Below are 25,551 nucleotides of genomic sequence, written 5' to 3'. Positions count from 1 at the left end.
AATTGATTTTTAGATAACAATGTTGGAGGAAACATAGAAATGAAATACATGTTTAAAAAGATCGAGCCCAAGTGGCAGGCAAAATGGGAAGAAAGCAAAGTCTTCGAAGCCAAAGACAACAGCGACAAGCCAAAATTCTATGGTCTTGTAGAATTCCCATATCCAAGTGGTGCCGGTATGCATGTCGGTCACATCAAAGCATACTCAAGCCTTGAGGTTATTTCACGTAAACGTCGTATGGAAGGATACAATGTACTTTTCCCGATCGGATTTGATGCATTCGGTCTTCCTACTGAGAACTATGCCGTAAAGACCGGTACACATCCACGTATCATCACTGACGAGAATATCAAGAAATTCTCCAACCAGTTAAAAAAAGTCGGATTTTCTTTTGACTGGAACCGTGTCATCGATACTACAGACGAGGATTACTACAAATGGACACAGTGGATCTTCCTCAAAATGTTCGAAAAAGGTCTTGTATTCAGAGACAGAACTCTCGTAAACTATTGCCCGCACTGTAAGGTTGTACTTTCCAATGAAGACAGCCAGGGCGGTAAATGTGATATCTGTCACAGCGAAGTTGTACAGAAATCTAAAGACGTATGGTATCTGCGTATCACTCAGTATGCTGATAAGCTTCTGGAAGGTCTGAAAGATGTTGATTATCCTGACAATGTAAAACAGCAGCAGATTCACTGGATCGGCAAATCAAAGGGTGCATTCGTAAACTTTGACATTGATGGCATTGATGAAAAACTTGAAATCTATACAACCAGACCGGATACCCTGTTCGGTGTTACTTTTATGGTAATCGCTCCGGAACATCCGATCATCGACAAATACAAAGACAAAGTCGCTAACATGGACGAGATTACTGCATATCGTAATGAATGTGCAAAAAAAACCGAGTTCGAGAGAACACAGCTTGTCAAAGACAAGACCGGTGTGCGTATTCAGGGACTGGAAGGAATCAACCCTGTCAACGGTAAGAAGATTCCGATCTACATTGCAGACTATGTAATGATGGGCTATGGTACAGGTGCAATTATGGCAGTTCCGGCACATGATCAGCGTGACTATGATTTCGCAAAGAAATTCGGTATTGATATCATCGAAGTTATCAAAGGTGGCGATATCTCCAAAGAAGCTTATACTGGTGACGGAGAAATGGTCAACTCTGAATTTCTTAACGGCTATACAAAGAAAAAGGATTCTATCGAGCGTATGCTTGAAGAACTTGAAAAGAAAGGTATCGGTAAAGCCGGTGTTCAGTACAAGATGAAAGACTGGGCATTCAACCGTCAGAGATACTGGGGCGAGCCTATTCCGCTTATCCATTGCCCGAAATGTGGTGTTGTAGCTGTTCCAGAAGAAGAACTTCCGCTTCGTTTGCCAGATGTCAAAGATTTTGAGCCGGGTGAAGATGGACAGTCACCACTTGCAAAGATTGATTCCTTCGTAAACTGCACATGCCCGAAATGTGGTGCGCCGGCAAAACGTGAAACAGATACCATGCCTCAGTGGGCGGGATCTTCCTGGTATTTCTTAAGATACACTGATCCGCACAACACACAGGCACTGGCTGATATGGACAAACTCAAATACTGGATGCCTGTTGACTGGTACAACGGTGGTATGGAACACGTTACCAGACATATGATTTATTCCAGATTCTGGCATCATTTCCTGTATGATCTCGGTGTTGTCAATACTCCGGAGCCATACGCAAAACGTTCTATCCAGGGACTGATCCTCGGACCGGACGGAGACAAGATGAGCAAATCCAAAGGAAACGTTGTCGATCCGCTTGACATTGTAGAAGAGTACGGTGCAGATACCCTTCGTACTTATGTATTATTTATGGGTGATTATGGCGCAGCAACTCCGTGGAGTGACAGCTCTGTAAAAGGCTGTAAAAAATTCCTTGATCGTGTTGCAGGTCTGACTGATATCCTTTCCGAAGCACCTGTTTCCGACGAACTGGAGATGAAGATTCACCGTACCATCAAGAAAGTTTCTTCCGACATAGAAAACCTGAAATTCAATACTGCAATCGCAAGTCTCATGACTCTGATCAATGAGATCACTGCAGAAGGTCATATCGGCAAAGAAGATTTAGGCATCTTTATCAAGCTCTTAAGCCCGTTTGCTCCGCATCTCTGCGAAGAAATCTGGGAATTTCTCGGTGGTGAGGGACTGCTTGCAGTTGCTCCATGGCCGGTATACGATGAAGGTAAGACTGTTGCCAAGACTGTTGAAATCGGTGTTCAGGTTAATGGCAAAGTAAGAGGAACTATTGTAATCCCGAACGGCTGCGATAAAGAAAAAGCATTCGAGATTGCAAAAGCAGATGAGAGAATTGCATCTTTCATTGAAGGCAAAAACCTGATCAAAGAAATCTATGTTCCAAATAAGATTGTCAACTTTGTTGCCAAATAAAAAGTATCAGGATTTATAAGAGAAGTATCAAAAAAAGCCCTCCGGTTTATGACCGGGGGGCTTCTTTGATGTCTGAGATATCAGGTGCGGCCATAAGAGAGTAGTTTGTATAATAGACTACAAATCCCGGTTTGGCGCCGCCTGGTTTTTTGACGTGTTTTTTCTGAATATAATCAATCTCTACTTTAGGAGCGGTTCTGCCTTTTGAATAGTAGGCAGCAAGACGTCCGGCCTCCTCGAAAGTACGGTCCGGAAGTTCTCCGTCCGGAGTCTTCACAACAACATGGGAACCCGCCATTTTTTTGGCATGAAACCACCAGTCATTGCCGGTTGCCATTTTAAATGTCAGCTCATCATTCTGATAATTGTTTTTTCCTACAAAGATATCAAATCCATCACTGGAAATATAATGGAACGGTTTTGATTTTGTCTGCGCTTTCTGACCTTTTTTATTTGTATAGTGTTTCTTTATATAACCATATTCTGTCAGTTCTTCTTTGATCTGGGCAAGATCGCTCTCTGCACGTGCAATGTCCAGTGCATTTGATATAGATTCCAGATGCTCGATTTCAGCTTCAGTATCCGCGATCTGCTCTGTCAACGCCTCTTCGGTGCGTTTCAGCTTACCGTAACGATCAAAATATTTCTTCGCATTTTCACCCGGTGTCATTGTCTTATCCAGAGGAATTGTTATTTCTTCATTTGTATAATAATTCAGCGCTTTGAATGATTTGCATCCGTCTTCCAGCCCATAACCATACGTATTGATTAACTCTCCGTATACTTTATATTTGTCCTTTTTGGCAGTATCTTTCATTTGCTTCTGCTGGAGAACCAGTTTCTTACGGTTTCGCTCAAGAGCTGTCTGCACGATTCTTCGAAGATCAGAAGATTTCTGACGGATCCTCGTCAGAATCTCTTTCGATGCATAGTAAGTTTCCAGCATTTCTGAAACAGATTCAAATGTCTGGCTGTGATATTCCGGTCCGTACTGCGTGAGTGGAAGAACAGCATATTCTACCGGCTCATCATCTCTGTAAATAATGCTCGGAGTAAAATCTCCCTCCTGCACCTGTTCGATCAGACGGTGGAAAGTATGATAGAGATGTGTTGCTGCATTTTCGTCAAGTGACTGTGCCGCATCACTTCCGTCAATGGAAGCACGATAGCAGATTTCTTCCGCAATCAGAGGACTGATTCCGGTCAGTGTTGTATAGATTGCCTTTGCAATATTACACGGCTTTTTACATACAGATTCTTTAAACATTTCTTCCGTGATCATCAGAGGATCCTGTTTTTCCTGGGTCTGCGGAAGAAAATAATCTCTCCCCGGAAGAACTTCCCGGACGGAACTCATATGCGAAGACACATGCTTGATGCTGTCAAGGATCATCCTGTTCTCATCACAGAAGATGATGTTGCTGTATTTCCCCATCAGTTCAACGATCAGATATTTTTTACATGGATCGCCCAATTCGTTTAAATGTTCCAGTTCAAACTCTACCACACGTTCCAGTCCCGGCTGCATGATTTTTCCGATTCTTGCACTTCCCAGATGCTTGCGGAGCAGCATACAGAAGTTTGGTGCGGTCAGGGGACTTGGTTTGTTTTTGCCTGTAAAATAGATCAACGGGAGAGAAGGACTTGCAGAAATAAATAACCTGCACTGTCCGTTTGCCCCCTTTCCGGTGATCATCAGGGCATCCGCCTCTGGTTGTGCAATTTTGTTAAAACGGCCGTTATCCAGATTTTTATGTAATTCCTGTACCATTGCAGAAATGGTGATGCCATCAAATGCCATTTTATTTCTCCTTTAGTTTGTATCAGATGCTGTGGAATCCCTTACCGATGATTTCGCTTGTATTAGAAATCAACATAAATGCACTCGGCTGGTTTTCTTTAATAAAGTTACGAAGACGTACTGCCTGAGGACGGCTGAGTACGGTAAATACGATATATTTGTCTTTTCCTGAAAAAGCTCCCTGCGCATGAACGATCGTCGCGCTTCGTTTCAGCTCATGAACAAGGAAATTGCAGATCGGTTCCGGCTCATCACAGACAACATTGAAATATTTCGAAAGATTAAATCCCTCAATAAAGTTGTCGATCATAAAAGAGCGGATCGTAAGACCGAGGAAAGAATACAGTCCTGTTTTGATATCAAAAACAAAACATCCCGCAACAGTGATCATAATATCAGTCACAAGAAGTGCCTTCCCGATATCAAAACTGCTGTATTTCTTAAGTATCATTGCAATGATGTCCGTACCGCCGCTTGATGAACCGATATTAAACAGGATCGCAGAACCAAGTGCCGGAAGTGCAATCGCAAAACAGAGCTCCAGCATGGTCTGATCTGTCAGCGGATGATCCATCGGACAGACACGTTCCAGTGTAGAAAGTGCAACTGAAAGAAGAATACTGCAATATGCTGTCTTTGCGGCAAATTTTTTACCAAGTACCACAAATCCGAGTACCAGAAGCAGCATATTTACAATGAAGGAAAAGTCACTGGCAGAAATAGATGTCTTATCTGCAACCAAAACCGCAAGACCGGTGATTCCTCCAAACGTAAAATTGTTTGTAAATTTAAAAAAGTATGTTCCGACTGCCATGATCAGCGTACTTGCAGTCAGAAGCGAAAAGTGTTTTAATTTTTCTTTCATTTTATATGTAATTCCCTTCTGAATGACTCGCTGATATTGTACCTCGTGACATGGCAATGTGTCAATGTAACCATTTAGCATAAGAAAGTGTATTCATACAAAAAAACAACTCCATGTCATAAAAAGAAATTGACTACCTTTTTAGAATGCTCTATAATAAATCTGTATGTAGAAAATGAGACTTGCAAAGAGAGAAAACTTATGATAAAAAGTATGACAGGCTTCGGCCATGCAGAAAAAGTGACAGAACAGTGCCGTATTACGGTAGAAATGAAATCTGTCAATCACAGGTACCTGGATCTGAATATTAAAATGCCACGGCGTTTCAATATGCTGGAGGGTCAGGTACGTAATCTTATGAAGCAGTATATGCAGCGCGGTAAGGTAGATGTATTCATTACTTATGAAGATTATACTTCAAATGATTACACACTCAAATACAATAAAGAACTGGCCGCAGAATATCTTTCTTATCTGAATCAGATGGCAGAAGAGTTTCATCTTGAAAATGATGTCCGCGCGACCACCTTGTCCAGATATCCTGAAGTTTTGACCATGGAAGAACAGTCTGTGGATGAAGAACAGTTATGGAAACTTCTCGAAGAACCACTTAACGAAGCCTGTGTTCGTTTTGTTGAGACACGGACCAGAGAGGGACAACATCTGAAAGAAGATCTTCTTGACAAGCTCGCAGGTCTGGATGAAAAGGTAAACCGAGTAGAAGAACGCTCACCGAAAGTTGTTCAGGAATATCGTGAGAAGCTGGAACAGAAGGTACACGAGCTTCTTGAAGATTCACAGATTGACGACAATCGCATCGCAGCGGAAGTTGTTCTTTTTTCCGATAAGATCTGTAATGATGAAGAAACGGTTCGTCTGCACAGCCATATTCACGGAATGCAGAAGATTCTCGAAGAAAAAGAAGGTGTTGGACGTAAGATGGATTTTATGGCTCAGGAAATGAACCGCGAGGCCAATACGATTCTCTCCAAATCCAGTGACCTCGAAGTTTCGGACATTGCAATTGATCTGAAAACAGAAATCGAAAAGATTCGCGAACAGATTCAGAATATAGAATAACGGAGGCAGGGGAGTTTTGGCTAAACTGATCAACATCGGATTTGGAAATGTCGTAAATTCCCGCAAGATCGTTGCGGTTGTAAGTCCGGATGCTGCCCCGGTAAAACGGATGATCCAGAGCATCAAGGGTACACGGGAACTGATCGATGCAACACAGGGACGTAAGACAAAAGCAGTTATTGTAACTTCCGATGATTACCTTGTCCTTTCTGCACTACAGCCTGAAACGATTGCCAGACGTTTTGCAGAAGCATATGATTACGAAGAAAAGGAAGATGAGCATGAGTAAAGGTGTTTTAACAGTTGTTTCCGGCTTCTCGGGAGCCGGCAAAGGTACCGTTATGAAACGTCTTATACAGAAATATGATGATTATGCATTATCAATCTCTGTTACTACGAGAAACCCCCGTGAAGGAGAACGGGATGGCATCGAATACTTCTTTAAAACAAAAGAAGAAGTAGAAGCCATGATCGAGAATGATGAATTTCTCGAGTACGCCAGATATGTAGACAATTATTATGGTACTCCTCGTTTTTATGTAGAAGAAATGCTTGCCAAAGGCAAAAACGTGATTCTTGAGATTGAGATTCAGGGAGCTATGCAGATCAAAGCAAAGAATCAGGAGGCTGTTCTGGTCTTTGTTACACCACCGAGTTTTGAAGAGCTCCGCAATCGTCTTGTAGGACGTGGTACTGAAACTGCCGATGTAATCGAGTCCCGTCTCAAACGTGCATCAGAAGAAGCTGAAGGAATGCCTTCTTATGATTATATTTTAGTCAATGATCAGGTGGAAGACTGTGTAGACCGTCTTCACCAGATTATTTTAAGCGAACGTGCAAAGGCACAGCGCAATGAAGAATTCATCAACACGATCCAGCAGGAAGCTCGGATCTTTATGAAAGGAGATAAATAAGATGTTACATCCATCATATTCAGAACTTATTCAGGCAATTAATAATAACGCAGAGGAAGACGATAACACCATGATGCTGAACAGCCGTTATTCTCTGGTACTTGCAACCAGCAAAAGAGCAAGACAGCTCATTGCGGGTGCAGAACCGCTTGTACCGAATGCTGCTGATAAAAAACCTCTCTCCGTTGCTATTGATGAACTTTATAAAGGGGAAGTAAAAATCGTTGCCGCTGAAAGCGATGAAGAAACAACTGCTCCGGCAACAGAAGAAGCACCGGAAACAGTTGAAGAAACGCCTGTTGACGATAACGAGTAAGGTTTGTCTAATATTTATATCAGTTAAAACCCATGATCAGAAGGCGTTCGTCTTCTGATTATGTATTGTCAGGAGATTTTATGAAAATATTATTTATATCACTGGGTTGTGACAAAAACCTTGCTGATTCTGAAGAAATGCTTGGACTGCTCACAGCAAACGGACACGAAATTGTCGATTCCGAAGAGGAAGCCGATGCCATTGTCATTAACACATGTTGTTTTATTCATGACGCCAAAGAAGAGAGCGTCAACACCATCCTTGAAATGGCAGAATATAAAAAATCCGGAATCTGTAAGGTTTTGATTGTAACAGGATGTATGGCACAACGATACAAAGAGGAAATCATACAGGAAATTCCGGAAGTTGATGCCGTACTCGGAACAACTTCCTATGGAGATATCGTCAAGGCTTTAAACGAAGTGCAGGCAGGTAATATCTTCCAGGAATTCCGCGATATCAATGAACTCCCGGAAGACTGCGGCCGCAGAGTAATCACCACGGGAGGACATTTCGGCTACCTCAAGATTGCCGAAGGCTGTGATAAGCACTGTACTTACTGCATTATCCCTTCCCTTCGTGGCAAATTCCGCAGCGTACCGGAAGAACGCCTTCTGAAACAGGCCGAATATATGGCATCTCAGGGTGTCAGGGAGCTGATTCTGGTAGCACAGGAAACCACCGTATATGGCACAGACCTTTACGGCAGAAAAACTCTGCACCTGCTTCTTAAGAAACTCTGTCAGATCAAGGGAATCCGATGGATTCGGGTGCTTTACTGCTATCCGGAGGAAATTTACGACGAGCTGATTCAGGTTATGAAAGAAGAGCCTAAGATCTGTCATTATCTGGATCTTCCGATTCAGCATGCAAGTGACAAAATTCTTCGCCGCATGGGGCGCCGTACTTCTAAACAGCAGCTTATTGATATCATCACCAAACTTCGCCACGAAATTCCGGATATTGTGCTCCGTACTTCCCTGATTACCGGCTTCCCGGGTGAAACAGAAGAAGATCATCAGGAACTTATGGAATTTGTTGATGAGATTGAATTTGACCGTCTGGGTGTATTTACGTATTCCCCGGAAGAAGGTACACCTGCCGAGACTATGGAAGGTCAGGTTCCCGAAGAAGTAAAAGAAGCACGCCGTGACGAGATCATGGAGCTTCAGCAGGAAATTTCCTTCGATAAAGGAAATGACCGTATCGGACAGGAAGTTCTGGTTATGATTGAAGGAAAAGTTTCCGGTGAAAGCGCTTATATTGGCCGTACTTATGGGGACGCCCCGAAAGTAGACGGATATATATTTGTACAGACAGGAGAATTGCTTGTTACCGGTGATTTTGCAAAAGTAACCGTTACAGGAGCTTTGGAATACGATTTGATAGGAGAGTTGACTGATGAATACACCAAATAAACTTACAGTTGCCAGAATGATTATCGTTCCGTTCCTTGTTGTTTTTCTTCTTACCGGATGGGGCGGTGATGCAAACCGTTACATCTCACTTGCATTATTTGTAGGTGCCAGCGTTACCGACTGGTTTGACGGATATCTGGCACGCAAAAATAATCTTGTTACAAATTTTGGTAAATTTATGGATCCTCTTGCGGATAAACTTCTTGTCTGCTCTGCGATGATTTGCATGATCGAACTTAACCGCCTGCCGGCATGGTTTGTAATCATCATTATCGGCCGTGAATTTATCATCAGCGGATTCCGTCTGATTGCAGCCGAAAACGGCATTGTAATTGCAGCAAACTACTGGGGCAAGTTCAAAACTGTCTCCCAGATGATCATGATCATTTTACTGATTCTTCACTTTGGCGGAATCTTCGTTATACTGGAACAGATCTTTATCTGGCTGTCACTTGCACTGACCATTATTTCACTGGTCACATATATCTGGCAGAACAAATCTGTTCTCTCCATGCAGGAGTAATACAATCAAAAATACAATGATAAAATCTGTCAGCGGATCATTCGCATAAGGTTAACGATTTTGTCAATTTTGGCTATTTCCTGCGGAGATTTTCCGGTCTTCATCACTTCGAGAACGGCAGAGATTTCATTTTGTGAAAAATTGAGTCCATTCTTCTTACCGGAGGCAGCGGCACTCATAAGAAAAGGAAGCATATCGGAAGCGGATTTTCCGCTTCCTTTTTCTGCGAGTTTCTGAAGCATATCCAGTTTTGCGGCATCAATATCTTCAAGTTTTGGATCCTTCTTCCAGTCTTCATTTCTGTTTTCGGCCATATTTTTACCTTTCTATAAATATCAGGAATCTTTTATTTCTTATATGAATTCTTTTTACTCACTGATCGTTTTTAATAATTGCAGCATTACAAGCATATCTTTGATCTGGTTAAGCTGTTGACGGCTTTTTCCGTAACTGAATTGTCGAATATCCTCCAGCATCTCCAAAGGATCTGTTTTTTCTTTCATGCTGCAGATCTGCACGTCATTCTGCGCGCCACGAAACAGTGCGAGTGTATTCTGCAATTCCGTGAGCTTGGCATACAATGCAAGAAACTGCTGACTTTTGGAGGAAGTATATGGTATTAATGCTTTCAGCATCTGAGACTGTTCACTGCATACAAGCTGATCCAGAGCTGTCTGAGAAATTACACCCTGTTCCATTTCCATCAAACGCCTCCTTTTTCGAAACTATATGCTTTTGCTTAATATTTTATGTCCGGCCACGCTGTTTTGACATATGATAAATTAGACTTCCTTTAGAAAGGCAGAATGATATGGACACTTCAAAAAATGAACGGCTTGTCATAGATGGCAATTCTTTTTATGAAATAGATCTGCAGTGTATACAAAAAAAGCAGAATCAGAAGCAAAAGCCCCAAAAAGAGCGGTCGGACCAGGAACACCAACACCAATCAAAAGGCACGCCACCGGTGAAGCCTCGATATACAATGCAAAAAAGGCAGAGGGATTAACCTCTGCCCGGCATTGGATTTCAGCAGCCACAGCCGTTGTTTCCACATCCACATCCGCCACCGCAGAGCAGGAGCAGTACAATGATGATCCAGCATGAATCATTACCGCAGCCACAGCCATTTCCACAGCCATTGTTTCCACAGAGACACATCAGGCAGATGATCCAGAGAATACAGCTACAGGAATTATCTCCGAAAAGACTGTTTCCATTACCGCATCCACATCCACAGTTATTGTTGCAACCACAGCCGTCATTTCCGCATCCACAGTTTGTAGCAGCTAAATCACTCATGGTAAAATCCTCCAGATTTTGTTCACACTTCATATTATGAAGAGAGACATCTATGTGTGACTGTCTTTTCCTTCAAATGCCAAAATCACCCTTGACAAACATTTTTTCACTTTGTATACTTTTAGAAGTATATTACATAGGCTTTGAAGGGAAGAAGTAGCATAAGGAACACACACAGAGAGTTGCCGGATGGTGAGAGGCGCGTGCAGAACTTTTGTGAATACATCCCGGAGCTTCGCACCGAATTTTTTCAGTAGGCTGCGACGGATCGGCACTCGTTATCGTGCTCAATGAGGTGGGAATCTTTTCCTGCGAATTTAGGTGGTATCACGGGACCCGGTTCTCGTCCTAAGCGGACAGGAACCGGGCTTTTTATACAGGAGGAATTGAATTATGACAGTATGGGAAGAACTTAAGGCGCGAGGCCTGATTGCCCAGGTAACAGACGAAGATGAAATCAAAGAAATGGTAAACAACGGCAAAGCTACTTTCTATATCGGCTTTGACCCTACCGCAGACAGCCTTCATGTAGGACATTTCATGGCACTCTGCCTGATGAAACGTCTTCAGATGGCAGGCAACCGCCCGATTGCACTTCTCGGCGGTGGTACAGGTATGATCGGTGACCCGTCCGGAAGAACAGATATGCGTCAGATGATGACCAAAGAAACCATCCAGCACAACATTGACTGCTTCAAGAAACAGATGTCCCGTTTCATCGATTTTTCTGACGGCAAAGCTCTGATGGTCAACAACGCTGACTGGCTTCTGAATCTGAACTATGTTGATATGCTTCGTGATGTAGGTGCGCATTTTTCAGTAAACCGTATGCTGACAGCCGAATGCTACAAACAGCGTATGGAAAGAGGTTTAAGCTTCCTTGAATTTAACTACATGATCATGCAGAGCTATGACTTCTATATGTTATATCAGAAATATGGCTGCAATATGCAGTTCGGTGGTGATGACCAGTGGAGCAATATGCTCGGTGGTACAGAACTGATTCGTCGTAAACTCGGCAAAGATGCATATGCAATGACCATCACCCTGCTTCTGAATTCTGAAGGCAAGAAGATGGGCAAGACACAGTCCGGTGCCGTATGGCTGGATCCGAATAAGACTTCTCCGTTTGATTTCTATCAGTACTGGAGGAATGTTGACGATGCAGATGTTATCAAATGTATGCGTCTTCTTACATTCCTTCCGCTTGAACAGATTGATGAGATGGCAACCTGGGAAGGCAGCCAGTTAAATAAAGCAAAAGAAATTCTTGCTTATGAACTGACCAATCTTGTACATGGTGAAGAAGAAGCCAAGAAGGCACAGGAAGGTGCGAGAGTACTGTTCTCCGGCGGAGCTGACACAGCACATATGCCCAGCACAGAGCTTACAGAAGAGGATTTCACAGAAGATGATACTATTGATCTGATCACTATGCTGATCAAAGCTGGGCTTGTTCCGACACGTTCTGAGGGACGTCGTGCGATTGAGCAGGGTGGAGTTTCCATCGATGGTGAGAAGATTACTGACATCAAACATACTGTAGCAAAAGACAGCCTTGCAGGTGATGGTGTTGTCCTCAAACGAGGCAAAAAGAAATTCAACAAAGTTTATGTTAAATAAGTATTTGCTACAAAATACTTTTAGGAGGAAATAATCATGAAGAAATACGGAGTAAACGAACTTCGTCAGATGTTCCTTGATTTTATGGAGAGTAAAGGACATCTCGTAATGAAAAGCTTCTCTCTGGTACCACAGGGAGATAAGAGCCTTCTGCTGATCAACGCAGGTATGGCTCCGCTGAAACCATATTTTACAGGTGCAGAGATTCCGCCAAGAACAAGAGTCACCACATGCCAGAAGTGCATCCGTACCGGTGACATCGAAAACGTCGGTAAAACCGCACGTCATGGTACATTCTTTGAAATGCTCGGTAACTTCTCTTTTGGTGATTACTTTAAGACTGAAGCAATCCACTGGTCCTGGGAATTCCTGACAGAAGTAGTTGGTCTCGATGCTGACAGACTGTATCCTTCTGTATACCAGGATGATGACGAAGCATTCGACATCTGGAACAAAGAAGTCGGCATCCCGGCTGAGCGAATCTTCCGTTTCGGCAAAGAAGACAATTTCTGGGAGCATGGCGCAGGTCCTTGCGGTCCATGCTCTGAGATTTATTATGACCGTGGAGAAAAATACGGATGCGGTAAACCAGGCTGTACAGTAGGCTGTGACTGTGACCGTTACATGGAAGTATGGAACAACGTATTTACCCAGTTTGAAAACGACGGAAATGGCAACTATACCACACTGAAACAGAAAAATATCGATACAGGTATGGGCCTGGAGCGCCTGGCAGTTATTGTTCAGGACGTTGATTCTATCTTTGACGTAGATACAATCTGTGCCCTTCGTAACCTTGTCTGTGAAATTTCCGGCAAAGAATACGAAAAGAATTATCAGGATGACGTATCCATCCGTCTGATCACAGACCATATCCGTTCCGCTACATTTATGATCTCCGATGGTATCATGCCAACCAATGAAGGTCGTGGATATGTACTCCGCCGTCTGATCCGCCGTGCAGCACGTCATGGACGTCTTCTGGGAATCAAGGGACCTTTCCTTGCAAAACTCAGTGAGGAAGTAATCAACGGATCCAAAGCCGGCTATCCGGAGCTGGAAGAAAAGAAAGAATTCATCTTCAAAGTCCTGACTAACGAAGAGAATCAGTTTAACAAAACAATTGATCAGGGTCTTCGCATCCTTGGTGACATGGAAGAAGAGATGAAAGCAGCCGGAGAAAAAACTCTTTCCGGTGAAAATGCATTCAAACTTTATGATACTTACGGATTCCCGCTTGATCTCACTAAAGAGATTCTTGAAGAAAAGGGATATACCATTGATGAAGATGGTTTCCAGAAAGCAATGGAAGAGCAGAGAGTCAAAGCGCGTACTTCTCGTGAAGTAACTAACTACATGGGTGCAGATGCTACTGTATATGATGAGATTGATGTCAACGTAACTACAGAATTCGAAGGATATGATCACCTTACCTACGATTCAGAGATTACTGTTCTTACCACAGAAAAAGAAATCGTTACCTCACTGATGGAAGGCCAGAAGGGAACTGTATTTGTAAAAGGAACACCATTCTATGCTACCATGGGCGGTCAGGAAGGTGACTGTGGCGTGATTGAGACTGCAAACGGCAAATTTGTAGTAGAAGATACAATCAAACTTCGCGGCGGCAAATTCGGTCATGTCGGATATATGGAATCCGGAATGCTCTCCACAGGAGAAACCGTTTCCCTTAAAGTCAATGAGCAGGCTCGTCGTGATACAGAGAAAAACCACAGCGCAACACATCTTCTTCAGAAGGCGCTCAAAACTGTCCTTGGCTCTCATGTAGAACAGAAAGGTTCTCTGGTAACACCGGACAGACTTCGTTTTGACTTTGCGCATTTCCAGGCAATGACTCCTGATGAAATTGCAGAAGCAGAAGCTCTTGTAAACAAAGAGATCCAGGCAGCTCTCCCTGTTGAGACAAACATTATGGATATCGAAGAAGCCAAAAAATCCGGTGCTATGGCACTGTTCGGTGAGAAATATGACCAGAAGGTACGTGTTGTATCCATGGGAGACTTCTCCAGAGAGCTTTGCGGTGGTACACATGTAAAAAATACAAGCTCCATCATGCTCTTCAAAATCGTATCTGAGGCTGGTGTTGCAGCCGGTGTACGTCGTATCGAAGCACTGACAGGTAACGGTGTTATCGAATACTATAAGAAACAGGAAGCCATGCTCCATGAAGCGGCCAAAGCCCTCAAGGCACAGCCGGCAGAAGTTGCAGAAAAAATTGCACATCTTCAGGCAGATGTCAAAGCTCTCCAGAGTGAAAACGAATCCCTCAAAAGTAAACTTGCTCAGGGATCTCTCGGCGATGTCATGAACCAGATCGTAGATGTCAAAGGAGTAAAACTCCTCGCATCCAGGGTAGAAGGCATTGACATGAACGGACTTCGTGATCTCGGTGATCAGCTCAAAGAAAAGATCGGAGAAGGTGTTGTTGTCCTCGCAGCTGTAAACGGAGGTAAAGTAAATCTTCTTGCAATGGCTACTGATGCAGCACAGAAAGCCGGAGCACATGCCGGTAACCTGATCAAAGGTGTTGCGGCAATCGTAGGCGGTGGCGGCGGCGGTCGTCCGAACATGGCACAGGCCGGCGGTAAAAATCCTGAAAAAGCTCAGGAAGCAATCGACGCAGCAGCCGGAATTCTGGAACAGCAGATTCACTAAAAATCATGCATTTTTCGGCAAAATAATTTTTTCCTAAATTTAGCCAAAAAATGTTGACGAATGTCACAGCTATGTTATATAATAATACTCGTGCAAGAAAAATACCCAGACAGTTGTATTTTAGCACAATCTACAACTGGAGGGAGGTTAGGTGTGAGTCTATGTCAAACGTTATCGTAAAAGAAAACGAGACTTTAGATAGCGCTCTTCGCAGATTCAAGAGAAGCTGTGCAAAAGCAGGTATCCAGCAGGAAATCCGCAAGAGAGAGCATTACGAGAAACCAAGCGTTCGTCGTAAGAAAAAATCTGAAGCCGCAAGAAAACGTAAATATAATTAATTGTGCGCAAAAATCCCTGACGACAATTCCGTCAGGGATTTTTAAGATTATCAATCGTCACCTATTTAACAATACTGTATAAGTAAACTAAAGGGAATTATATGCATCGAATTATTCATACCTTCAAGAAAATTTTACAGTTATTATTCAATCGAATTTTCTATGTTGCCGTCGCCCTGATGCTTCAGCTCGCATGGCTGATGATCACCGTCTGGAGACTGGCAGCATATTCTAAATATATTTCAAACGCGATTGCTATCATCAGTGTTTTAGTTGTGCTCTGGATCGTAAACAAAAAAATCAATCCGTCCTACAAACTCGGATGGACGATCCTGATTCTCGTTTCCCCTGTTTTCGGCGTTATGCTGTATCTTCTGTTTGGTAAATCACGAATCGCTCAGGCAATTCAGAATAAATATGCTCAGGTACAGAAAGAAAGCATTCCGTTTATGGAGTCTAAAAAAGAAACAATCAGACATCTGGAAGCTGATTCACTGTCTGCTGCAGTACAGTCCAACTACATTCTCCGATATTCCAGTTTCCCGGTACACGAAAATACTACCGCAGAGTATTTTCAGGTGGGAGATGATATGTTTCCTGTTCTTGTCCGCGAACTTGAACAGGCACAGCATTATATTTATATTGAATACTTCATCATCAACGATGGCGTAATGTGGCGTACGATTCTTGATATACTGGAACGCAAGGCATCAGAAGGAGTTGATGTCCGTCTGATTTATGACGGTTTCGGCTGTCTGACCACTTTACCATATCATTACGACCGTTTTCTGAAAGAAAAAGGCATTCAGTGTCGGATATTTAATCCATTCCGCCCTCTGCTCAATATCGTACAGAATAACCGTGATCACCGCAAGATCTGCGTCATTGATGGACATACCGGTTTTACCGGCGGAATCAACCTTGCCGATGAATATATTAATCAGAAGAAGCGTTTCGGTCACTGGAAAGATACTGCTGTCATGTTAAAGGGAGAGGCTGTCTGGAATATGACTGTCATGTTTTTGCATATGTGGAATGTGATCAACAATTCCAGCGAACCGATTGATCATGAAATACACATGCCGCACAGGTTTCATCAGGAGCCATTTGCAGGCAATGGATTTGTGCAGCCATACAGTGATACCCCTCTGGATGGAGAAATCGTAGGTGAGAATGTTTATCTGAACATCATTAACCGTGCACGTAAATATGTCTATATCTGTACCCCTTACCTGATTATTGATAATGAAATGATGACAGCGCTCTGCCTTGCTGCCAAAAGCGGCGTGGATGTCCGCATTATGACACCTGGAATTCCTGATAAGAAGATGGTCTTTTTACTCACGCAGTCTTATTATGAGCAGCTTCTGGAAGCAGGCGTCCGCATCTATGAATACCAGCCTGGTTTTCTGCATGCAAAATCTTTTGTGTGTGACGATGAGATAGCAGTCGTAGGAACAATCAACCTGGATTATCGAAGTCTGTATCTCCATTTCGAAAATGGGGTATGGTTCTATAAGAACAAAGTCATTCAGGATATCCTTGATGATTTTAACCAAACTTTAAAATACTGTGATCCGATCAGCATTGACTTCTGTAAGAACAGAAATATTGTTGTCCGGGCATTTCAGAGCATCTTACGGCTTTTTGCCCCTTTACTCTGATCAGTCAGGAAATAATTGCAGAATATTTTTCATGAAGTATATTTCTCATGGAAGATGTTCTGTTTTTGTTTATTCATCCCTATATAAAAGGCATATTTTTTATAAGCTGTCCCTACAATAATAACAAGCAGAATTTTGTGAGGTCACTATGAAAAGAAAACAACTGCGGATCACAGGAATTCTATTGACTATCTGTATGATTCTGGGAACAATATTTCCCGTCTTAGCAGAAACCGAAAATACTTCCCTTGAAATTTCAGCAGCCAGCGGAATTCTGATGGAAGTCGAAACAGGCAAAATCCTTTATGAAAAGGACAGTAATACCAGAAGAAGTCCGGCGAGCGTCACAAAAGTCATGACATTACTTCTGATTTTTGAACAACTCGAATCCGGAAAATTGTCTCTGGACGATATAGTCACCACAAGCGCACATGCAAAATCTATGGGTGGATCACAGGTCTTTCTTGAAGAGGGCGAACAGCAAAACGTTGAGACCATGATCAAATGCATTGTCATTGCTTCCGGGAATGATGCCAGTGTTGCAATGGCAGAACATATTGCAGGGAGTGAGCAGAGCTTTGTGGACCGAATGAATCAGCGCGCTTTGGAACTTGGTATGAAAAACACACATTTTGCCGACTGTTGTGGTCTGACTGATTCTGATGCCCATTATACAACAGCCTATGATATTGCGCTTATGAGCCGAGAACTGATTCGAAATCATCCTCAGATTTTTGAATATTCCTCAATCTGGATGGAAAACATCACCCACGTTACTGCACAAGGAACAAAGGAATTCGGTCTTACAAATACCAATCGTCTGATCCGTACATATCCGGGATGCAAGGGGCTCAAAACAGGCAGCACCAGCAAAGCAAAATTTTGTCTTTCAGCAGTGGCAGAACGCGGCGGACTTTCCCTTCTTTCCATTGTAATGGCTGCTCCGGATTATAAAGCAAGGTTAAAAGATGCCGCATCTCTTCTGGATTACGGTTTTGCCCGCTGCAGTCTGTATATTGATGAGCAGCCGGATCCTCTCCCGGAAATTACAGTACAAAAGGGAATTTCTTCCAAAGTGTCCTTAAAGTATGCAGATACATTTCGATATGTAAGTACAGATGGAGAAAAAATAACAACGCCGGGGAAAGAGCTTAAACTTCCCGATAAGGCTGAGGCACCTCTTAGCGCCGACAGTAAAGCAGGAGAGATAATCTATCTTCATCCCCGAAACGGACAGGAACTCGGTCGAATCCCGATACTATATGCAGAATCTGTTGCACGTTTGCGCTTTTCAGACTGCCTTTTACAAACCTTTGATGCCTTCTGTCTGTAGCTGTTTCGTTACTGTGAACGAAGCGGGCTGTAACGCTGTTTCAGACAGCATCTCGTGCACGCGGAAATATTTTGACAAGATTATGGCATACGAGGTATAATAAAATCTAAATGGTTATTCAGCAGATCATCTGAAGACAGGAGCATGCAGAACAAATGAAAGAAATCAAAACTGAAAATGCTGTGGGGCATGTATTATGTCATGACATTACACAGATCATCAAAGACGAAAAGAAAGGTGTTCTCTTCAAAAAAGGCCACATCGTAAAAGAAGAAGATATTCCACTTCTTCTTTCTGTAGGAAAGGAACATCTCTATGTATGGGAAAAGCAGGAGGGTGTTCTCCATGAGAATGAAGCCGCGGAGATTTTGTACCGCATCTGCGCCGATTCCCACATGCACGGAAGTGATATCAAAGAAGGTAAAATCGAACTGATTGCAGACTGCGATGGACTTCTCAAAATTCGACGAGATGCACTTATAGCGGTCAACAGTCTCGGCGAAATGATGATTGCTTCAAGACATGGTGATTTCCCGGTAAAAAAAGGTGCCAAAATTGCCGGTACACGAATTATTCCACTTGTCATTGAAAAGGGAAAAATGGATCGGGCAGTAGAAGCGGCAGGCGAAGAGTCGATTTTTTCCCTGCTTCCTTTTCATACAAAAAAAGCCGGTATCGTTACAACCGGAAGTGAAGTACAAAAGGGTCTGATCAAAGATACTTTTACTCCGGTACTGAAAGAGAAACTCTCCGAATACAACTGCCAGATGATCGGGCAGACTCTGCCGGGTGACGACCGCCAGACGATTACTTCTGATATTCTTCATTTTATCGAAGCGGGCGCTGATCTGGTTCTGTGTAGTGGAGGTATGAGCGTAGATCCTGATGACCGCACCCCGGGTGCCATTAAAGATACCGGCGCTGATATCGTCACCTACGGAGCACCGGTACTTCCGGGTGCCATGTTACTGCTGGCATATTATCACAAGGATGGCAGAACCATTCCGATCATCGGACTTCCTGGCTGTGTCATGTATGCCCGCAGAACTGTTTTTGATCTGATCCTTCCACGGATCATGGCGGATGATCCCGTTCGTGCAGACGAAATCTGTGCCTATGGAGAAGGCGGCCTTTGCCTGAACTGTGATGTCTGTACTTTTCCGGCCTGTGGATTCGGTAAATAATTTTTTAACAGAGGAGATACATGAAAACATTCAGAACACGCACATATAGCATATCCTGTGCCGGACTTACCGGACATCGTAAAGTTACTTTTGCAGTCCTTGCTGATCTGCACGGGCTTGTATTTGGCAAAAATCATCAGACACTGTACAAAGCAATCATCGATGCAAACCCAGATGCCATCCTTGTCGTGGGCGACATGGTCGTTCACGGATCGACGGAAACTCTCGAAGCAGCAGCAGGGCTTTTTTTGCGTCTGTGCGAGATTGCTCCTGTTTTTTATGTGCTTGGCAATCATGAATACAAGATGTATCTTAATCCGGAAACCAGGAACTTTTATCTGAATTATGAAAAACTGCTGACCAGCGCCGGGATCTGTTTTTTGCACAACGAACATATGGCAGTTGAACTTCAGGGCAGTGACTTTGTTTTTCACGGGCTCGAACTTCCAATCGAATATTATCACAAGCCCAATTCCCCCTCCCTCAGTCTTACCACTATGGAGGAACTCATCGCTATGCCTTCGCAGCCGGGAGTTAATGTACTGCTTGCGCACAATCCCAAATACGGTAATACGTATTTTTCATGGGGTGCCGATCTGATACTATCCGGTCATTATCACGGAGGAATTCTTCGTCTTAATGAAAACCATGGACTTACCTGCCCACAGTATCTTTTCCTTCCGCCTTACTGCTGCGGTAAATTTACCAGAGGCAGTCAGCACATGATAGTCAGTGCCGGACTTGGAGAACACACGATTCCGGTCCGCATCCATAACCCACGGGAACTGATTCTTGTTGATCTTGTTCCTGCCCGGAAGCACACCGGGCATCCACACAAAAACAGAAAGGTACACGGAAATGGCAATTCCCGTTAAAATCAATGTATTTGAAGGACCGCTTGACCTTCTCCTTCACCTCATCGAAAAAAACAAAATTGATATATATGACATCCCGATCGTAGAAATCACCGATCAGTATATGGAGTATCTGCACTCCATGGAAAAAGAAGACCTTGGCACCATGAGTGAATTTATGGTCATGGCAGCAACCCTGCTTGACATCAAATGCAAAATGCTCCTTCCGAAGGAAATCAATGATGAGGGAGAAGAGGAAGATCCGCGAGAAGAACTTGTCCAGAAGCTTCTTGAATATAAGATGTACAAGTACATGTCCTATGAACTTAAAGATTATATGGACAATGCAGCCGGTGTGTATTTCAGAACTCCCGATCTTCCGGATGAAGTACTGAAATACAAAGAACCGGTGGATCCTTCAGAGCTTCTTGAAGGTCTGACCCTCCAAAAACTGAACAGCATTTATCAGTCTATCCTGAAACGACAGGAGGCTAAAATAGACCCGATCCGAAGCAAATTCGGCACCATTGAAAAGGAAGAAGTCAGTCTTTCAGACAAAATGCTCTCCATGAAAACTTACGCCGCACAGCATCGTAAATTTAGTTTTCGCCAGCTTCTGACCAAACAGTCTTCCCGTGTGCAGGTGATTGTAACCTTCCTGTCCATTCTGGAACTTATGAAAATGGGATATATTCATATTCGTCAGGAAGAACTTTTTGATGATATTCAGGTAGATGTCGTACAGGAGCCGGATACCTGGATGCATCTGACAGAATTTGCCGACGAATAAGAAGAAATTGAGGATAAATATATGGAAATAAAGAAATTGGAAGCCGCGATCGAGGCCATCTTATTTACAATGGGAAATTCCGTTGAACTTGCACAGATTGCAGACGCGATCCAGCAGGACAAAGAAACAACACGGAAAATCCTGCAGAATATGATGGACCGTTACCAGCAGGAGGATCGTGGCATTCAGATCATAGAACTTGAGCAGTCTTACCAGATGTGCAGCAAAAAAGAATACTATGAGTGTCTGATACGTCTTGCAATGCACCCAAAAAAGCCCGCACTTACTGACGTCATGCTGGAGACATTGTCTATCATTGCATATAAACAGCCTGTTACAAAAGCTGAAATCGAAAAGATCCGAGGCGTAAAATGTGACCATGCGATCAACAAACTGGTCGAATACGAACTTGTCAAAGAACTTGGACGTCTGGATGCTCCGGGGCGTCCGATCCTTTTTGGTACCACTGAAGAGTTTTTACGTTGCTTCGGAGTACAGGGCCTTGAGGAACTGCCTTCTGTAGATCCGGTACGCCTGGAAGATTTTAAGGCAGAAGCTGAAGAGGAGATTCAGCTTCGTCTGGATGTCTGAACCTTCACAGGCAAATTACTTTATAAAACCGACAAACCCATAAAAAAGAAAGGATGTATCCTATGCCCACTACCTATGCCCATGATTTATTCGGTCAGAAAGCATATGCCTTTCTGAATCCTGAAATTAAACAGATCATCCGAAAAAACAAAAATCTTTTTCGAATCGGCCTGCACGGACCGGATATTCTTTTTTATGACATTCCAAATGCCAGAGTCACCGGTACCGGAATTGCTATGCACCGCGAAGCAGCAGCTCCTTTTTTCGAAAGAGGCATGACGATTGTACGACAGAAAAAAGATGAAAAACTGTTGGCATATCTTCTTGGATTTGCATGCCATTACCTGCTGGACAGCACCTGTCATCCATATGTATACGAAATGGCAGAAAAAGAAGTGATCTCACATACTCTCCTTGAAAAGGAGTTCGACCGTACCCTGATGCTTGAGACAGGCAAAAATCCATATCATTATTATCCGTCATGCGGTGTCATACCACGTATGACCTATGCACGCGTAATACATCGTGCAATTCCGAAGATCCGTACCCGTGAAATCCATACATCCCTGAAGTTTATGAAACTGATTACGAACTGCCTTGTCTATGATAATCACGGCAGAAGGAAAAAATTTCTTACCTTTTTATCCCGTATCACGGGCAAAAAACTTTCTGCTGAAATGATGGAATACTTTATGGAAAAAGATCCCTTTCCCGGCAGCGCTGTACCGGTTCATAAATTACACACACTGTTTGATAAGGCACTTCTTGCCGCATCGGAAGAGCTTACTGAACTGTATCAGCTTTCCATACACGATCAGCCACTGTCAGACCGCTGGTATCATACTTATAACGGATAACAGTCTCTGAGAATAAAGCCTGCCTGTCTGCATAAAATAGTCCATATAAGTGAGGTGGACTATGAAATTCAGATGCAGTGTGTTTATCTATGTAATTCTTATATGTAATCTGTGTTGTCAGCTCCCGGTTCATGCCGTGGCTCTGGATCATGCAATTCTGATGGTGCCACAGCTTTCGGATGATCTGTATGCACTGTCTGCCGTTCTGATGGATGCAGACTCAGGCAGAATCCTTTATGAAAAAGAGGGGGAAACGCCCCGTCCGAATGCCAGCACAACAAAAATACTCACCTGCATTCTTGCACTGGAGAACAGCGATGGTGATGATTACGTGCAGGTATCTGCCAATGCAGCTTCCCAGCCACAGGTAAAACTCGGACTCCAAAAAGGTGAGCAGTATTATCTGGAAGACCTTTTGTATTCTCTGCTCCTTCAGAGCCACAATGATTCTGCCGTAGCAATTGCTGAACATATCGGCGGTTCCGTAGAGGGATTTTCCGACATGATGAATGCCAAAGCACGTGAGATCGGATGCATGGATACACATTTCATTACGCCCAACGGACTGGATGCCGAAGACAGTGATGGGACACATCACACAACTGCATCGGATCTTGCCCTGATCATGCGTTATGCCATCAAAAATAAGATATTCTTAAAAATTGCACAGACAAAAGAGTATTCTTTTTCTGACCTGAGTAAAAAACGGACTTTTTCTGTTCATAATACAAATGCACTATTTTCCATGACAGACGGAGTGCTCGCCGGAAAAACCGGATTTACCGGTGATGCCGGATACTGTTATGTCTGTGCCGTTCAAAAAGATGACCGTACATTTATCATTGCACTTCTTGCCGCCGGATGGCCCGGACACAAAACTTACAAATGGCACGATACACTAAAACTTCTGGATTACGGCAAAAATAATTTTTACTACCGCAGTTTCTGGCAGGAGCCAGATCTGTCCTATATCCCGGTAAAAGGCGGCATCCCGGAGAGTGATTCCCATACAGATGATTTTTTACCGGATGGCACCATCTACATCAGAGGTCAGGTCAAAGCTACTGAAGATGAGAAACAGCAGAAGATTCTTCTGAATAATGATGACCGCCTGCAATATCAGGTACGTCTGAAAAACGAATTGCAGGCACCGGTCAGAAAAGGAGAGCAGATAGGCAGAGTTGTTTATATGCTCAACGGGCAGAAGATTACATCTTTTCCGATACTTGCCGTACAGAACGTTGACAGAATCACGTTTTTGTATTGCGCAGAACTTGTTTTCAGAAATTTCTTTCATTAATGAACATCCGAAATCCAGAATAGAGCATCGAAAACTTCTCCTTTACCGGGAGAAGTTTTTTTGTAAATATATCGGCAGAAAAGCAAACACTGTACATTAAACGACACAGGAAGTTAAAGTTTTAACAAAAAAACATGAAAAATGTTGAAATCCACTTCAAAAAAGGTTACAATTATAATCGGCTAAAATTTTGGTTATATTTAAAATTTTATAAAATGGAGGGCAAGAAAGAATGAGTAATGCAACACAAAGCTTAGCAGGCACAAGAATCACTTCTTTGCTTGACGCAAACAGTTTTGTTGAAATCGGAAAAAGTGTAACAGCCAGAGCCACTGATTTCAATTTAACTGAAACAAAAGCGCCTTCAGACGGTGTTATCACCGGATATGGTGTAATTGACGGAAATCTTGTATATGTATACAGCCAGGATGCTTCCGTATTAAACGGAACCGTCGGCGAAATGCATGCCAGAAAGATTACCGCTCTGTATGATCTTGCAATGAAGACAGGAGCTCCTGTAATCGGTCTTGTTGACTGTGCAGGTATGCGTCTTCAGGAAGCAACTGATGCTCTTGAGGCATTTGGTTCCATTTACCTGAAACAGACACTGGCTTCCGGAATGATTCCGCAGATCACAGCAGTTTTCGGTACATGCGGTGGCGGTATGGCAATCATCCCGGCACTTACAGACTTTACATTCATCGAATCCAAGAATGGCAAAATGTTTGTAAACAGCCCGAACGCACTGGACGGCAACTACACTGAAAAATGTGATACAGCCGCAGCAGCATTCCAGAGCGAAGAGACAGGTCTTATCGACGGCACAGGTTCTGAAGAAGAAATCCTCGGACAGATCCGCCAGCTGATTGGCCTTCTTCCTTCAAACTTTGAAGACAATGATTCTTTCGTAGAATGCACAGATGATCTCAACCGTACATGCGATGACATCGCAGCATGTGCCGGAGATACATCCATTGCACTTTCCAGAATTGCTGATAATGGTATCTTTTTCGAGACAAAGAAAGATTACGGCAAAGACGTTGTTACAGGTTTCCTTCGCCTGAACGGAGCAACTGTTGGTGCAGTAGCAAACAGAACAGAAGTGTATGATGCAGAGGGCAACAAAGCCGAAGAATTCGACGGAACCATCTCTGCAAGAGGCGCAAGAAAAGCAGCCGGATTTGTAAAATTCTGTGATGCATTTGATATCCCTGTTCTGACACTTACCAATGTTACAGGATTCAAAGCAACTCTCTGCAGCGAAAAAATGATTGCAAAAGCAGTTGGTGAAATGATCCATGCATTTGCTGATGCAACCGTTCCGAAAGTAAATGTTGTGATCGGTAAAGCATATGGTACAGCATATGTAGCAATGAACAGCAAATCCGTAGGTGCAGATCTTGTATATGCATGGGACAACGCAGAAATCGGTATGATGGATGCTTCTCTCGCAGCAAAGATCATGTATCCGGGTGAAGAAGCTTCCGTTCTGAATGAAAAAACAGCTGCATACAGAGAACTTCAGTCCAATGTAGAATCCGCAGCAGCAAGAGGCTATGTTGACACAGTGATCGCTCCTGCTGATACACGTAAATACGTAATCGGAGCTTTTGAAATGCTTTTCACAAAGAGAGAAGACCGTCCATCCAAAAAACATGGCACAGTCTAAGTGAGGTGAGC

The 25,551-nt window shown here is 43.2% G+C and carries 24 protein-coding genes and 1 other annotated feature; of the genes, 19 read left to right on the top strand and 5 right to left on the bottom strand.

The features are described 5' to 3' along the window. Positions 1 to 39: 39 nt before the first annotated feature. Positions 40 to 2,442, top strand: coding sequence for a leucine--tRNA ligase (leuS, locus tag BQ7344_RS02085; protein ID WP_072521219.1), 2,403 nt, complete (start codon positions 40 to 42; stop codon positions 2,440 to 2,442). 46 nt (positions 2,443 to 2,488) lie between these two features. Here leuS and BQ7344_RS02080 read toward each other — a convergent pair whose 3' ends face one another. Together BQ7344_RS02080 and BQ7344_RS02075 are read right to left on the bottom strand one after the other, a co-directional pair. Further along, positions 2,489 to 4,243, bottom strand: a complete 1,755-nt coding sequence (locus BQ7344_RS02080) for an Rqc2 family fibronectin-binding protein (RefSeq protein WP_072521218.1) — start codon at positions 4,241 to 4,243, stop codon at positions 2,489 to 2,491. Positions 4,244 to 4,265: 22 nt separating this feature from the next. Then, positions 4,266 to 5,108, bottom strand: coding sequence for a YitT family protein (locus tag BQ7344_RS02075; RefSeq protein WP_072521217.1), 843 nt, complete (start codon positions 5,106 to 5,108; stop codon positions 4,266 to 4,268). Between the two features lie 201 nt (positions 5,109 to 5,309). On the opposite strand from BQ7344_RS02075, the gene BQ7344_RS02070 reads away from it, so the two are divergent. The 6 genes from BQ7344_RS02070 (at position 5,310) to pgsA (ending at position 9,359) form a co-directional block, all read left to right on the top strand. Continuing rightward, the gene (locus tag BQ7344_RS02070; protein WP_072521216.1) at positions 5,310 to 6,188 is read left to right on the top strand and encodes a YicC/YloC family endoribonuclease; all 879 of its coding nucleotides are present in this window, start codon (positions 5,310 to 5,312) and stop codon (positions 6,186 to 6,188) included. A 16-nt stretch (positions 6,189 to 6,204) separates the two neighbouring features. Then, positions 6,205 to 6,477: a DUF370 domain-containing protein gene (locus BQ7344_RS02065; RefSeq protein WP_072521215.1), complete on the top strand. Its 273-nt coding sequence runs from the start codon at positions 6,205 to 6,207 to the stop codon at positions 6,475 to 6,477. After that, positions 6,470 to 7,102 carry a guanylate kinase gene (gene gmk / locus BQ7344_RS02060; protein WP_072521214.1) on the top strand — a complete coding sequence of 211 codons (633 nt, stop codon included), beginning with the start codon at positions 6,470 to 6,472 and terminating at the stop codon, positions 7,100 to 7,102. The genes BQ7344_RS02065 and gmk overlap by 8 nt, the downstream gene beginning before the upstream one ends. 1 nt (position 7,103) lies before the next feature. Beyond that, on the top strand, positions 7,104 to 7,418 hold the full coding sequence (rpoZ, locus tag BQ7344_RS02055) for a DNA-directed RNA polymerase subunit omega (RefSeq protein ID WP_072521213.1): 315 nt from the start codon (positions 7,104 to 7,106) through the stop codon (positions 7,416 to 7,418). An 80-nt stretch (positions 7,419 to 7,498) separates the two neighbouring features. After that, the gene (rimO, locus tag BQ7344_RS02050) at positions 7,499 to 8,836 is read left to right on the top strand and encodes a 30S ribosomal protein S12 methylthiotransferase RimO (RefSeq protein WP_072521212.1); all 1,338 of its coding nucleotides are present in this window, start codon (positions 7,499 to 7,501) and stop codon (positions 8,834 to 8,836) included. Beyond that, on the top strand, positions 8,820 to 9,359 hold the full coding sequence (gene pgsA, locus BQ7344_RS02045; protein WP_072521211.1) for a CDP-diacylglycerol--glycerol-3-phosphate 3-phosphatidyltransferase: 540 nt from the start codon (positions 8,820 to 8,822) through the stop codon (positions 9,357 to 9,359). Before rimO ends, pgsA begins: the two co-directional genes overlap by 17 nt. Positions 9,360 to 9,388: 29 nt before the next feature. Here the strand turns inward: pgsA and BQ7344_RS02040 are convergent, their stop codons facing one another. From BQ7344_RS02040 to BQ7344_RS02025, 3 genes are all read right to left on the bottom strand, one after another. Continuing rightward, positions 9,389 to 9,673: a hypothetical protein gene (locus BQ7344_RS02040; protein ID WP_072521210.1), complete on the bottom strand. Its 285-nt coding sequence runs from the start codon at positions 9,671 to 9,673 to the stop codon at positions 9,389 to 9,391. 54 nt (positions 9,674 to 9,727) lie between these two features. Beyond that, complete coding sequence (locus BQ7344_RS02035; protein WP_083585464.1) at positions 9,728 to 10,063, bottom strand: hypothetical protein; 336 nt, start codon at positions 10,061 to 10,063, stop codon at positions 9,728 to 9,730. A 325-nt stretch (positions 10,064 to 10,388) separates the two neighbouring features. Next, a complete protein-coding gene (locus BQ7344_RS02025; protein WP_072521208.1) occupies positions 10,389 to 10,661 on the bottom strand; it encodes a hypothetical protein in 273 nt (90 codons plus the stop codon). A gap of 134 nt (positions 10,662 to 10,795) precedes the next feature. Further along, positions 10,796 to 11,015, top strand: a binding site (T-box leader). A 39-nt stretch (positions 11,016 to 11,054) separates the two neighbouring features. Here BQ7344_RS02025 and tyrS point away from each other — a divergent pair. The 12 genes from tyrS to BQ7344_RS01965 all read left to right on the top strand — a co-directional run bounded on the left by tyrS (position 11,055) and on the right by BQ7344_RS01965 (position 25,540). Continuing rightward, entirely contained in the window at positions 11,055 to 12,284 is a 1,230-nt protein-coding gene (gene tyrS, locus BQ7344_RS02020; RefSeq protein WP_072521207.1) for a tyrosine--tRNA ligase, read from the top strand. Between the two features lie 36 nt (positions 12,285 to 12,320). Further along, on the top strand, positions 12,321 to 14,960 hold the full coding sequence (gene alaS, locus BQ7344_RS02015; RefSeq protein ID WP_072521206.1) for an alanine--tRNA ligase: 2,640 nt from the start codon (positions 12,321 to 12,323) through the stop codon (positions 14,958 to 14,960). 161 nt (positions 14,961 to 15,121) lie between these two features. Then, positions 15,122 to 15,298 (top strand): 30S ribosomal protein S21, encoded by a 177-nt coding sequence (gene rpsU / locus BQ7344_RS02010; protein WP_004222305.1) that lies wholly within the window; start codon positions 15,122 to 15,124, stop codon positions 15,296 to 15,298. 101 nt (positions 15,299 to 15,399) lie between these two features. Next, a complete protein-coding gene (cls, locus tag BQ7344_RS02005) occupies positions 15,400 to 16,962 on the top strand; it encodes a cardiolipin synthase (RefSeq protein ID WP_072521205.1) in 1,563 nt (520 codons plus the stop codon). A 148-nt stretch (positions 16,963 to 17,110) separates the two neighbouring features. Next, positions 17,111 to 18,295, top strand: a complete 1,185-nt coding sequence (locus BQ7344_RS02000; RefSeq protein ID WP_072521204.1) for a D-alanyl-D-alanine carboxypeptidase family protein — start codon at positions 17,111 to 17,113, stop codon at positions 18,293 to 18,295. A 155-nt stretch (positions 18,296 to 18,450) separates the two neighbouring features. Beyond that, a complete protein-coding gene (locus BQ7344_RS01995) occupies positions 18,451 to 19,479 on the top strand; it encodes a molybdopterin-binding protein (RefSeq protein ID WP_072521203.1) in 1,029 nt (342 codons plus the stop codon). 20 nt (positions 19,480 to 19,499) lie between these two features. Next, positions 19,500 to 20,354 carry a metallophosphoesterase gene (locus tag BQ7344_RS01990; RefSeq protein WP_072521202.1) on the top strand — a complete coding sequence of 285 codons (855 nt, stop codon included), beginning with the start codon at positions 19,500 to 19,502 and terminating at the stop codon, positions 20,352 to 20,354. Beyond that, positions 20,338 to 21,123: a segregation and condensation protein A gene (locus BQ7344_RS01985; protein ID WP_072521201.1), complete on the top strand. Its 786-nt coding sequence runs from the start codon at positions 20,338 to 20,340 to the stop codon at positions 21,121 to 21,123. Before BQ7344_RS01990 ends, BQ7344_RS01985 begins: the two co-directional genes overlap by 17 nt. 21 nt (positions 21,124 to 21,144) lie before the next feature. After that, positions 21,145 to 21,714, top strand: a complete 570-nt coding sequence (gene scpB / locus BQ7344_RS01980) for an SMC-Scp complex subunit ScpB (RefSeq protein WP_072521200.1) — start codon at positions 21,145 to 21,147, stop codon at positions 21,712 to 21,714. Between the two features lie 62 nt (positions 21,715 to 21,776). Next, on the top strand, positions 21,777 to 22,571 hold the full coding sequence (locus BQ7344_RS01975) for a zinc dependent phospholipase C family protein (RefSeq protein WP_072521199.1): 795 nt from the start codon (positions 21,777 to 21,779) through the stop codon (positions 22,569 to 22,571). A 61-nt stretch (positions 22,572 to 22,632) separates the two neighbouring features. Further along, the gene (locus BQ7344_RS01970; protein WP_072521198.1) at positions 22,633 to 23,871 is read left to right on the top strand and encodes a D-alanyl-D-alanine carboxypeptidase family protein; all 1,239 of its coding nucleotides are present in this window, start codon (positions 22,633 to 22,635) and stop codon (positions 23,869 to 23,871) included. A 232-nt stretch (positions 23,872 to 24,103) separates the two neighbouring features. Next, positions 24,104 to 25,540: an acyl-CoA carboxylase subunit beta gene (locus BQ7344_RS01965; RefSeq protein WP_072521197.1), complete on the top strand. Its 1,437-nt coding sequence runs from the start codon at positions 24,104 to 24,106 to the stop codon at positions 25,538 to 25,540. The last annotated feature ends 11 nt before the right edge of the window (positions 25,541 to 25,551 follow it).

Source organism: Blautia sp. Marseille-P3087 (assembly GCF_900120195.1).
Taxonomy (GTDB): Bacteria; Bacillota; Clostridia; order Lachnospirales; family Lachnospiraceae; genus Blautia_A.
This window is presented reverse-complemented; position numbering and strand designations above follow the sequence as displayed.